The sequence below is a fragment of the Pseudomonas sp. 18173 genome (genome assembly GCF_050432945.1).
Taxonomy (GTDB): domain Bacteria; phylum Pseudomonadota; class Gammaproteobacteria; order Pseudomonadales; family Pseudomonadaceae; genus Aquipseudomonas.
Genome location: NZ_JBKFTN010000006.1, coordinates 291358 through 302843, shown reverse-complemented (window position 1 = coordinate 302843; position 11486 = coordinate 291358). Strand labels below are relative to the sequence as shown.

Annotated in this window: 8 protein-coding genes; 7 read left to right on the top strand and 1 reads right to left on the bottom strand. The window is 59.1% G+C overall.

Going from position 1 to position 11486, the window contains the following annotated elements; all coding sequences use genetic code 11:
- The 7 genes from ACLD1X_RS09925 to argR all read left to right on the top strand — a co-directional run.
- Nucleotides 1-249, top strand: a 249-nt coding sequence (locus ACLD1X_RS09925) for an AMP-binding enzyme (RefSeq protein WP_429367135.1), incomplete at its 5' end; no start/stop codon positions are given.
- Nucleotides 250-919: 670 nt separating this feature from the next.
- The gene (locus ACLD1X_RS09920; protein ID WP_008022793.1) at nucleotides 920-1696 is read left to right on the top strand and encodes an ABC transporter substrate-binding protein; all 777 of its coding nucleotides are present in this window, start codon (nucleotides 920-922) and stop codon (nucleotides 1694-1696) included.
- A gap of 91 nt (nucleotides 1697-1787) precedes the next feature.
- Nucleotides 1788-2477 (top strand): ABC transporter permease, encoded by a 690-nt coding sequence (locus ACLD1X_RS09915; protein WP_095193266.1) that lies wholly within the window; start codon nucleotides 1788-1790, stop codon nucleotides 2475-2477.
- Nucleotides 2474-3172 (top strand): ABC transporter permease, encoded by a 699-nt coding sequence (locus tag ACLD1X_RS09910; protein ID WP_429367132.1) that lies wholly within the window; start codon nucleotides 2474-2476, stop codon nucleotides 3170-3172. Before ACLD1X_RS09915 ends, ACLD1X_RS09910 begins: the two co-directional genes overlap by 4 nt.
- 1 nt (nucleotide 3173) lies before the next feature.
- A complete protein-coding gene (locus ACLD1X_RS09905) occupies nucleotides 3174-4286 on the top strand; it encodes a M14 family metallopeptidase (protein WP_429367130.1) in 1113 nt (370 codons plus the stop codon).
- 27 nt (nucleotides 4287-4313) lie between these two features.
- Nucleotides 4314-5078 (top strand): ABC transporter ATP-binding protein, encoded by a 765-nt coding sequence (locus ACLD1X_RS09900; RefSeq protein ID WP_007971015.1) that lies wholly within the window; start codon nucleotides 4314-4316, stop codon nucleotides 5076-5078.
- Between the two features lie 223 nt (nucleotides 5079-5301).
- Nucleotides 5302-6282 (top strand): transcriptional regulator ArgR, encoded by a 981-nt coding sequence (gene argR, locus ACLD1X_RS09895; RefSeq protein WP_429367129.1) that lies wholly within the window; start codon nucleotides 5302-5304, stop codon nucleotides 6280-6282.
- 58 nt (nucleotides 6283-6340) lie between these two features.
- On the opposite strand, the gene ACLD1X_RS09890 is transcribed toward argR, so the two are convergent.
- Complete coding sequence (locus ACLD1X_RS09890; protein WP_429367128.1) at nucleotides 6341-11359, bottom strand: dermonecrotic toxin domain-containing protein; 5019 nt, start codon at nucleotides 11357-11359, stop codon at nucleotides 6341-6343.
- Nucleotides 11360-11486 lie beyond the last annotated feature (127 nt).

Sequence of the window (11486 nt, the reverse complement as noted above, 5' to 3'; positions counted from 1 at the left end):
GAGCCGAGCGAGCAACTGCGCCTGGAACTGAAAAACTGGGTGCGCAAGGAGATCGGCCCGATCGCTTCGCCGGACGTGATCCAGTGGGCGCCGGGGCTGCCGAAGACTCGCTCGGGCAAGATCATGCGGCGGATTCTGCGCAAGATTGCCACGGCGGAGTACGAGGGGTTGGGGGATATTTCGACCCTGGCGGATCCGGGTGTGGTGCAGCATTTGATTGATACGCACAAGACGATGAATGTTGCGTAAGTAGCGTTTGGCGTCATCGAAACCCCACCAGGTGTGAGTCTGGTGGGGTTTTTTGTTGTTTGGTCTGGCCTCTTCGCGAGCAAGCCCGCTCCCACATTTGACCGAGTCGTTTGCCAGAACACGGTCAAATGTGGGAGCGGGCTTGCTCGCGAAGGTGGTTTGGCAGGCACTGCAGCAACATCCACCAATAAATATCGGTTTCCTCTGTCGGCATTTTCCTACTGTTACCCGCGATCTTTCAGGTTACTGAATGTGTAACCGCGTCGCGCCAGTACGGGGCATTGGGAAACGCCATGCCCTGTATCAGGGTCTCAAAACCACCGATGAAAAATAACACCCCACGCCAAGCTTGCCGGATTAGAAGGGTTTGCCAATAATAGGCCCGCAATTTGCAATATAGATCGGTTCAATGTCTTTTGCCTTTGCATGATTTTGCAGGGCTGTCAATGTGCCAAAACGGCATTCTCGGTGCTTCTGTAATTAGTTGTCGCATTGAAGAAATATCGGCTTCCGGCCTGTCGTTAGAATGCCGATCACTCGCTCGTCGTTGCCCGTGTTGAAATTTCGCACGCGCAATGCAGGACGCAGCAACGCTTTCCGGTTCCACTCATTCGCATAATGGGCTGTCGCTCACTCTGCCGTTTTAGCCCTTTACCGATGGAGTCCCAAGATGAAGAAACTCGTGCTGCTTGGCGCCCTGGCACTGTCCGTGCTGTCCCTGCCAACCTTCGCCGATGAAAAGCCTCTGAAAATCGGTATCGAAGCGGCTTACCCTCCGTTCGCATCGAAAGCGCCGGACGGCAGCATCGTGGGTTTCGACTACGACATCGGCAACGCCCTGTGCGAAGAGATGAAGGTCAAGTGCGTGTGGGTCGAGCAAGAGTTCGACGGCCTGATCCCGGCGCTGAAAGTACGCAAGATCGACGCGATCCTGTCGTCCATGTCGATCACTGAAGATCGCAAGAAGTCCGTGGACTTCACCAACAAGTACTACAACACCCCGGCTCGCCTGGTCATGAAGGCCGGCACTCAGGTCAGCGAAGGCCTGACCGAGCTCAAGGGCAAGAACATCGGCGTGCAGCGTGGTTCGATCCACGAGCGTTTCGCCCGTGAAGTCCTGGCCCCGCTGGGTGCCGAGATCAAGCCATACGGTTCGCAGAACGAAATTTACCTCGACGTGGCCGCCGGCCGCCTCGACGGCACCGTGGCAGACGCTACGCTGCTGGATGACGGTTTCCTGAAAACCGACGCCGGTAAAGGCTTCGCGTTCGTCGGCCCGGCGTTCACCGACGTCAAGTACTTCGGCGACGGCGTAGGCATTGCGGTTCGCAAGGGCGACAAGGCTGAGCTGGACAAGCTCAACGCCGCCATCGCGTCGATTCGCGAGAACGGCAAATACAAGCAAATCCAGGACAAGTACTTCGCCTTCGATATCTACGGCAAGTAATACGTCCCAGCGACAAGTCCGAAATGGCGCAAGCAACAGGATCTCTGAGGTTTGCGCCATTTTTTCATCCCAACTTTCGAGGACCTGAATCATGTTGAAAGGCTACGGGGCTGTCATCCTCGATGGCGTTTGGCTGACGCTTCAGCTCGCCTTGTCGTCCATGGCCCTGGCTATTGTCCTGGGTCTGATCGGCGTGGCACTGCGTCTTTCGCCAGTGCGCTGGCTGGCCTGGCTGGGCGACCTGTATTCCACGGTGATCCGCGGTATTCCCGACCTGGTGCTGATCCTGCTGATTTTCTACGGCGGCCAGGACCTGCTCAACCGCGTCGCGCCGATGCTTGGCTATGACGAGTACATCGACCTGAACCCGTTGGCGGCCGGTATCGGCACCCTGGGCTTCATCTTCGGTGCGTACCTGTCGGAAACCTTCCGTGGCGCCTTCATGGCAATCCCCAAGGGGCAGGCCGAAGCCGGCATGGCGTACGGCATGAGCAGTTTCCAGGTGTTCTTCCGGGTGTTGGTGCCACAGATGATTCGTCTGGCGATTCCGGGTTTCACCAACAACTGGCTGGTGTTGACCAAGGCTACCGCGCTGATTTCGGTGGTGGGGCTGCAAGACATGATGTTCAAGGCCAAGCAGGCGGCCGACGCCACCCGCGAGCCTTTCACCTTCTTCCTCGCAGTGGCGGCGTTGTACCTGGTGATCACCAGTGTCTCGTTGCTGGCATTGCGTCACCTTGAGAAGCGCTACTCGGTAGGCGTAAGGGCGGCTGATCTATGATCTTCGACTACAACGTCATTTGGGAGGCTCTGCCGCTGTACCTCGGCGGCCTGCTGACCACCCTCAAACTGCTCGCGCTGTCGCTGTTCTTCGGCCTGCTGTGCGCATTGCCGCTGGGCCTGATGCGCGTCTCGAAGAACGCTGTCGTCAACATGTCGGCGTGGCTCTACACCTACGTGATCCGTGGCACGCCGATGCTGGTGCAGCTGTTTTTGATCTACTACGGTCTGGCGCAGTTCGAAGCGGTGCGTGAAAGCTTCCTCTGGCCGTGGCTGTCCAGCGCAACCTTCTGTGCGTGCCTGGCGTTCGCGATCAACACCAGCGCCTACACCGCCGAAATCATCGCCGGCAGCCTGCGTGCCACGCCGAACGGCGAGATCGAAGCGGCCAAGGCCATGGGCATGTCGCGGGTCAAGATGTACAAGCGCATCCTGCTGCCGTCGGCCCTGCGCCGCGCGCTGCCGCAGTACAGCAACGAAGTGATCATGATGCTGCAGACCACCAGTCTGGCGTCCATCGTGACCCTGATCGACATCACCGGTGCCGCGCGCACGGTCAACGCCCAGTTCTACCTGCCGTTCGAGGCGTACATTACCGCCGGCGTGTTCTACCTGTGCCTGACCTTCATCCTGGTGAAGCTGTTCAAGATGGCCGAGCGCCGCTGGCTGGGCTACCTGGCCCCGCGGAAGCACTGACATGGAACGCATCGATCATGCTTTGCCGTGGAGCCACCTGGGCAGCGAACGGCGGATTTCGGTGTTCCGCTTCGGTAGTGGTGAGCGCAAGGCCTACATCCAGGCCAGCCTCCACGCCGATGAACTGCCGGGCATGCGCACAGCCTTCGAGCTGAAAAAGCGTCTGGCCGAACTCGAAGCCCAAGGCTTGCTCAACGGTGTGATCGAACTGGTGCCGGTGGCCAACCCACTGGGCCTCGGTCAACTGCTGCAGGGCAATCACCAAGGGCGTTTCGAAGCGGGCAGCGGCAAGAATTTCAACCGCGATTTCGTCGAGTTGAGCGCGCCGGTTGCGGCTGCGCTGGCAGAGAGCCTGGGTGATGATCCGCACGCCAACATTCGCCTGATCCGTCAGGCGATGGCCGATCACCTGGCCGCATTGCCGGAGGCGAGCAGCCAGTTGCAAGGCATGCAGCGTGTGCTGCTCAGCCACGCCTGCACCGCCGATGTCGTGCTGGACCTGCATTGCGACGCTGAAGCGGCGCTGCACATGTATGCCTTGCCGCAGCATTGGCCGCAGTGGCGTTCGCTGGCTGCGCACCTGAATGTACGGGTCGGTCTGCTGGCGGAGGATTCCGGCGGCAGTTCGTTCGACGAAGCCTGTTCGTTGCCGTGGTTGCGTCTGTCGCGTCTGTTTCCGGATGCACAGATTCCGCTGGCCTGTCTGGCGACTACCATTGAATTAGGCGGGCAGGCCGACACCGGTCGTGCCCAGGCCTGCGCCCATGCCGAAGGCATTCTGGCGTTTCTCGCCGAGCAAGGCCTGATGGGCGGTGAGTGGCCGAAACCTGCGCAAGAGTCTTGCGAGGGTATGCCGTTCGAAGGCACTGAATTGTTGTTGGCACCACACCCCGGTGTGGTGAGTTTCCTGCGCAAACCCGGTGAGTGGGTTGACGCGGGCGACGAGATTTTTGAAGTGATCGATCCGTTGGCGGATCGGATCAGCACGGTGTGTGCTGGTACGTCCGGGGTGCTGTTTGCCATTGAACGGCTGCGTTATGCCCAACCCGGTTTCTGGCTGGCCAAGGTGGCGGGGCGCGAAGCGCTGCGTCACGGGCGCTTGCTCAACGACTGACTGACTGTTTTTGTGAGAACCGACCGCATGTACAAACTTGAAGTCCAAGACCTGCATAAACGCTATGGCAGTCACGAAGTGCTCAAGGGCGTGTCCCTGAAAGCGGCAGCCGGCGATGTGATCAGCATCATCGGCTCCAGTGGCTCCGGCAAAAGTACCTTCCTGCGTTGCATCAACCTGCTGGAGCAGCCGCACGCGGGCAAGATCCTGCTCAACAACGAAGAGTTGAAGCTGGTGGCGAACAAGGACGGCGCGCTGAAGGCCGCCGACCCGAAACAGCTGCAGCGCATGCGTTCGCGCCTGTCGATGGTGTTCCAGCATTTCAACCTGTGGTCGCACATGACCGCGCTGGAAAACATCATGGAAGCGCCGGTACACGTGCTGGGCGTATCCAAGGCCGAAGCTCGCGAGAAAGCCGAGCACTACCTGAACAAGGTGGGCGTGGCGCATCGCAAGGACGCCTACCCTGGCCACATGTCCGGTGGCGAACAACAGCGCGTGGCGATTGCCCGTGCGCTGGCGATGGAACCGGAAGTGATGCTGTTCGACGAACCGACCTCGGCGCTGGACCCGGAGCTGGTTGGCGACGTGTTGAAAGTCATGCAGGCCCTGGCCCAGGAAGGCCGGACCATGGTGGTGGTGACGCACGAAATGGGCTTCGCCCGTGAAGTGTCGAACCAGTTGGTGTTCCTGCACAAAGGTGTGGTCGAAGAGAGCGGCAACCCGCGTGAAGTGCTGGTGAATCCGCAATCCGAGCGTTTGCAGCAATTCCTTTCGGGTAGCCTGAAGTAATCAGAACTGCCGTTGTGCACCTCTGTAGGAGCGAGCTTGCTCGCGATAGCGGAATGTCAGTCACCACAAGCGCTGACTGACCCATTACTATCGCGAGCAAGCTCGCTCCTACAGGAAATCTCCCCCCAGCTGAACTTTTGCCTGTTTTTGCGATTTGTGTACATTTACGGGCTAGCATTGGCCCATGCCTTCATCACTGTTCTTCGCTTCGGATCGCTCGCCCATGACTGCCCATCGAATTGGTTTCCTGATTTGGCCCAGCACTAAAGCACTGACGCTTGCGCTGGCTGAGGAGGCCTTGCGTGTTGCCCAGCGTGTGCATCCGGACGTGGTCTACGAGCTAACGTTCCTGCAGGCCGAACCGCCGACCGAAAGCGCCTGGCAATTACCGGGCGAAGCATGGACCGGCAAACTCGAAAACTTCCAGAAACTGTTCCTGCTCGCCGACGAGCCACCAACCGCACTGGCGCCAGCACTCAGCAGTGCGCTCAAGCAACTGGTGCGTTCCGGTTGTGTGATCGGCGGTCTGTCGGCCGGTGTCTATCCGTTGGCGCAGCTGGGTTTGCTCGACGGTTATCGCGCTGCAGTTCACTGGCGCTGGCAGGACGATTTCGCCGAGCGTTTCCCGAAAGTCATCGCCACCAGTCACCTGTTCGACTGGGATCGCGATCGCCTGACCGCGTGCGGCGGCATGTCGGTGCTCGATTTGCTGCTGGCGGTGCTGGCCCGTGATCACGGTGCGGAACTGGCCGGTGCGGTGTCGGAAGAATTGGTGGTCGAGCGCATCCGCGAGGGTGGCGAACGCCAGCGCATTCCGTTGCAGAACCGCCTCGGTTCCAGCCATCCGAAGCTGACCCAGGCCGTGCTGTTGATGGAAGCCAACATTGAAGAGCCGCTGACCACCGACGAAATCGCCCAGCACGTGTGCGTGTCCCGTCGGCAACTGGAGCGGATCTTCAAGCAATACCTCAACCGTGTGCCTAGCCAGTATTACCTGGAGCTGCGCCTGAACAAGGCCCGGCAGATGTTGATGCAGACCAGCAAGTCGATCATCCAGATCGGCCTGTCCTGTGGCTTCTCCTCGGGGCCGCATTTCTCCAGCGCCTATCGCAATTTCTTCGGTGCCACGCCGCGGGAAGATCGCAACCAGCGGCGTAGCAGCAGTCCGTTCGAATTGTCGTCGGTGCCGCCGGAGCGCGGCTAGACAAAGCGAGCGTCAGGGCGGCGCCAGCCAGTCATGATACCCAGCTGATGTTACGGGCTCAGTCTTCAATGTCGATGTTCGGTGCTTCATCCTCCGGTATGGGCATGTTGGCAACTTCATTTATCCCCAGGTCATTTTCGGTTGCTCGGTAGTAAGCCGCGATGCGTTGCAGGCTTTCGTCGGTAAACGGGTTGCTGCTGAAGTCGAAGCTTTCACCGACACCCGCATCGACCTCCATCAGCTCGATGGGCATCTCGGTAATGGCGTTGTGGCTGAGATCGACGTCCGTCCAGGTGTTGATTTGAAACAGGCCTCTGGGGATTTCGCTGATGCCGGTATAGCTGAGATCAAGGGACGAGATATCGTTCATTTGCCTTAGATCGGGGCTCAGGCCTAGCGGGTTGCGGCGCAGGTTCAAGAAATCAAGTCTGTCCATTCCCGCCAGCGCCTCTGCGGTACCGGGTGTCAGCGTGATTGCGCAGTCAGGCAGGCTCAATACCGTCAACCTGTTCATGCGGAACACGGCTTCAGGGAGGTTGCCCAACTGATAGCCGCGTATGGTCAGACTCTCCAGGTTCGCAAAATTTTCCAGGAAGCTGCCGAGCCTCGGCAAGTTGCCACCGGTGCTCGTTAAGTACAGTTCGGGCACGTGGCCGAAGTCGGCGCTCAGCGTCGGCAAGTCGCCCATGATCGACAGGTGTGAAACGAAGCCGTATTCACTGGTGGCGGCGTTTTCGATCGGTATCTGGCGCCAGCAGCGTTCCAGGTTTTGCTTGAACTCGTCTCTTCTGACGTGCTCGGCAAACATCTCGTCGGCCGTCAGGGCGGTGCCGGTAGCAGGGTGGGTAGCGGGTACGTTGGCCGCCCACAGGCTCAGCTCGCTGGTGAGTCGAATGAGTTCCGCCTCTCGAAGCGCCAGGTAGGCCCGGCCCTCTATCAGTGTGCCGGGCAATTGGTAGACGAAGATGCTGGCGGTTTCGTCCTCCAGATTGGGGTACAGGGCTTTGACCCGATCGATATCAGATTGATCGGCAGGCACTTCAAAGTCCCACTCGGTCTGTTTGAAGTAAGCCTTGATGCGCTCTCGAGTGACCGTAGACAGCGGGTTGTTGCCGAAATCGAAGCCATACCTGACGTCCTCGGGGTGATCAAAGAGGGCGACGGGCAGTTCGGTGATCCGGTTGCCGTTCAAATTGGCGAATTGAATAACCGGGTGATTCACCAGGCCCTCGGGAACGCTGGTAATACCGGTGCCGGCAAGATCGACGTACATCAGGTCAGGCATGCTTTCAAGGCTGGGGAGCCGGCCCAGTGGATTGTTGCGCAGATCGAGCTTTGTAAGCCGGGTCAGCGAGGAGATGCTTGCCTGGCTTTGCGGGGTGAGTGTGAGCGCGCAGTTGTTCAAGATCAGATGATTTAGCTGCGGCAGCGCATTGATCGGTTGTGGCAGATTTTGCAGGGTGAAATCGCGCAGTTCCAGACGACGCAGGCCGGGAAACTGCTGCAGGAAAGTATCAATGCCGCGTGCGCTTGTACCGTTTACCAGCGATAAGGCTGACACATGGCTGAAGTCGGCAGTCAGGGTGGGGAGGTCGCCGGTGATGGGCAGGGAGAATTTAAAGGTGTGACCGCCGGTGGCACCCAGGTCCGGATAAAGAAACTCAGTCTCCTGGCGCCAGCAGCGCAATAGTTGCTCCCTGAGCAACCGCCGATTTTGTGTCTCGCTCAGCAACTCCTCTTCACTCAAGGCTACGTTGGTCCGCGGATGCACGGCAGGCGGGTTATTGGACCAGATATACAGATCATCCTGCAGTTGCAGGTATTCGTTGCGCAGGCGCGACAGTTCCGCGCGCGGGCCGGAGGGGTGGTTCTGCAGCCGTTGGAGCAAGGCCTGGATACGTTGCGGCGAAAGGCCGGGGTAAATCTCGCGTGCTCGATCTTCCAGGGTGCGTGGCCGCTCGCTGTAACTGCGGTGATAACCTTCAACTCCCAACAGGCGCAGGTTTTCAATGACAGGCTGGGGCGCTGGCGGGAGTGCCAGGGCCGTTCGAAGCTCGGCTCGTTCCAGCGGATTGTCACGCAGTGCCTGCTTCAGTTTGCCGTTTTCACCGATATGCATGTTCAGGCTGTTTCGCTGGGTGTCGGGTAGCGCTTGCAATACGGCGGAGTAGAGATCGGTAGCGCCGCTAAGCTCCAGGCCTTGATCATCATAAGCCTGATAGCGGCCATCGCTGGTCAGCACCAGAATTTTGTGGATTGGCGCTTGTGGTTCACCGATGCCATCGACCCGCGGGCCGTTGAAGGCATTGTAATGGACATCGATCCGCACCTCGGTTGACCAGCCTGGCAACTGTTGCAGCGAGCGCAGCGCCAGCGTTTCGGTATCCGGTGAGGCCGGGGTGTCCAGATACAGCCCTTCGTATGCGCGGGTCACGCGCACCTCTTCATTGGCCTGGCGGGCAAGATCCTCGAGGCGCTTTGGCAGGTGCCCTTGATCGATTTCCCTGAGTTCATTGCCGCTGGCATGATTGAGCAACTCCTGCGCCACGCTTTTGGGTAGCCCTGGCACGGCCTCGATGATTTTTCGGGGGCGCGGTTGCGGTGTCGACTCTTGCTCTGTGTAACGTGAGGTAAATAGCGAGGCACGCTTGTCCTCGGCGATTTGCGCCAGTTTCCTGGCCAGGTTTCTGGCGCGGGTATCAATCGGGATGGCTGGATTGTCGTAGTCCCTACCGTACAGAGTCCTGATGTCAGTTGGATCAAGGGTCTCCAGGACCGTCCTGAGCAAGTTGCCATTGCCCAGTTGCGCTTCGTGTATCTGGATAACCGGCAAATGCTCCTTCGTACGGAACTCCCAGGCGGTCTTGCCTTCGGCGTCGAGAAAACGCAGCGCTCTGGATTCTGGCCACAGGCCGTAGCTGGTCAGCAGTTGCAACTGGGCTTGCGGGTCGGCCTGGCGATACTCCAGCGGGTCGTCACTTCGGAGTTGGGCGATCAGTTGCTTGATGTCCTTTTCAATGCGCAGTCGTTCAAGGGTGTCGGTGAGTAGGGGGGGCTCGGCTTCACTGTGTACATGCATCTTGCGTAGCACCGTTTCGTCGGTGTTGCTGATGCGCAGGGCGTGGTCGAGTTCAAGATCGGTGAAGTCATCAACCTTGTGCCCGAGGCGCCGCGCCATCCTGGCGTTGTCCCAGTGCAGGGGCTGATCAAGCTCGGTTTTCCAGGCACCTGAACCGTTGTGTTGCAGGGCGGGGCGATAGGCGGTGGGACGGTTGGGGTGTTGCACGGTGTAGGTGTCGCCAGTGGCTTGCACGGCATAGTGTTTATCTTCGATTTTTACAATGCGTTTGTCTTGAAGTTGATAGAGGCCAAGCGAATCAGGCGTGGCGCCTTCCGGCGGGTGGATGTTCGACTCATAGTTGCTCAGGTCGGGTTGCCAGTAGCGGGTTTTGCCACCATGGGCCGATACGGGTTTGAAGCGATCGATGAAGCGGACAACTTCCCTGGGGAGTACTTTGCGAAACTCACTGGCAACCACCGTACCGCCCACGGCAAAACCGCCCAATTGAATGAGCGATTCGACTACGCCGAGGAAGTGCTCGAAGGCTTCTGTTTTAAGGCCCTCGGCCCAGTCGACAATGCTTTCGAAGGTCTCGTCCAGCAGCTGATAGGCCATGTAGGCCATCATCATTTCCCCCGCCAGCGGCACGAAGGGCGCTACGACGAACACGGCTACCTCCAGGATCGTTTTCGCGATGTCGACGAAGGAGTCCCACAACGCCCAGCGGGCTTTCTGGTCGGCTGTCGCTGTCGATACGGCAATGACCCGCCCATCATTGAGGATCTTGTTGAGTTTGGCCTGGTAGAGGTGCTGCCACAGTGGGCGCTTGATGGGTGTGGAGGCGAATTGCAGGTTGGGCTGCTCGATGGGGGTTTCACGCCAGGTCGGCCGCGAGTCGCCCGGGGTGTGTTGGTGCCAGGTGATGCTCGAGAGGCGATTGGCAAGGTTGCCAAAGAAATAGCCGCGCTCTTCGTGGGCAACGAAGCGACTGAAGAATTTCTGATAATCGGTGTCGCGCAATTGTCCGGTCAATGTCTGCATGAATTCGAGGGTCGACGGGTATTCCTTGATCGGGTGCCTGGGATCGTCCGGGATGTAAGCCACCACCCGCACGGTCCTGCGAGCCCGTTCAAGGTCGGGGGCGAACAGGACGATGCCGGTCAGTGTGGCGGACATCATCGTCAAGTCGTGACAGTGCAAGGCCTCGCCCGCAAGCCTCATGCCTTGTATGCCATCGAGCATCCCCTGAATCAGGAGAAAGTAGTCTTCCTGGATATCTCTGTTCATCCGTGCAAACTGCAAGGCACTCTTCAGTGCAGCTTTCTGGCTTTCGACGACTTTGGGTTTGAGCACGGCGGCGACAACCGGGTTGGTAACGCCCAGGTTTTCTTCGAGATAGGTTTTGTACTGCCCACCAATATCCAGGTCCCTGCACAGCTGGGTAAACGCCGGGATGCTGATCCTGGCCTTGACGGCGGGCAGGGTCTCGAACTGCCCGGTGGGCGACGGTTGCGTGGTGAAGGTCGAGTCGGCCTCGAAGTGGTCGGCTTGGGTTTCCTTGCTTTCGAAGTTGTGCAGCGCCGCATCCAGCAACGAAATCGTCCAGGTTCGTGAGCCGCCGGACTTGACCGGGAACCACGGAATCGTCAGGGGGATGTGCAGGCGCAAGAAGGTTTTTTTGACATCCAGGTCCAGGCCGTAGCGGGTTTTGATGGCGTTTTTCAGGAGCGGTTCAGCAAATGCGTTGGCGTCCCGCACCCGCTCCAGTGCCCGATCGATAGTATTTTGTACGCCCCAGTGTGCAGCGTTGAGTGCATTGAGCTCGGCGTGTTGGTCGGCTGTGGCGGTATTCAATCGAGCGGGCAGTTTCGGCTCGGTACCCGCGAACGCCCGGCGTCTGGAGACTGAGGCGTTGCCAAGCCATTGGGGAACGGCATTTTTCAGATGCAGATAGTGACTATCGGGGTGTTCCGGGAGAGCCGTGTCGGCCGGTTGTGGTTCTACAGGCGATGTCATCGCTTCAATCCTTGAGCATTAAAGGGTGCCCAAGCAAATCAGAGCGTGACGATTGTGGTGCGGTACATAGTTAGGGCATGGGCGGTTTTGCGAATCAAATCCCCGCAGCCCTGCCGCTAACCCTGTC

Excerpts from the sequence above, each read along its gene's own strand:
- ACLD1X_RS09920 (WP_008022793.1), top strand. The coding sequence starts at position 920 with ATGAAGAAACTCGTGCTGCTTGGCGCCCTGGCACTGTCCGTGCTGTCC.
- ACLD1X_RS09915 (WP_095193266.1), top strand. The coding sequence starts at position 1,788 with ATGTTGAAAGGCTACGGGGCTGTCATCCTCGATGGCGTTTGGCTGACG.
- ACLD1X_RS09910 (WP_429367132.1), top strand. The coding sequence starts at position 2,474 with ATGATCTTCGACTACAACGTCATTTGGGAGGCTCTGCCGCTGTACCTC.
- ACLD1X_RS09905 (WP_429367130.1), top strand. The coding sequence starts at position 3,174 with ATGGAACGCATCGATCATGCTTTGCCGTGGAGCCACCTGGGCAGCGAA.
- ACLD1X_RS09900 (WP_007971015.1), top strand. The coding sequence starts at position 4,314 with ATGTACAAACTTGAAGTCCAAGACCTGCATAAACGCTATGGCAGTCAC.
- argR (WP_429367129.1), top strand. The coding sequence starts at position 5,302 with ATGACTGCCCATCGAATTGGTTTCCTGATTTGGCCCAGCACTAAAGCA.
- ACLD1X_RS09890 (WP_429367128.1), bottom strand. The coding sequence starts at position 11,359 with ATGACATCGCCTGTAGAACCACAACCGGCCGACACGGCTCTCCCGGAA.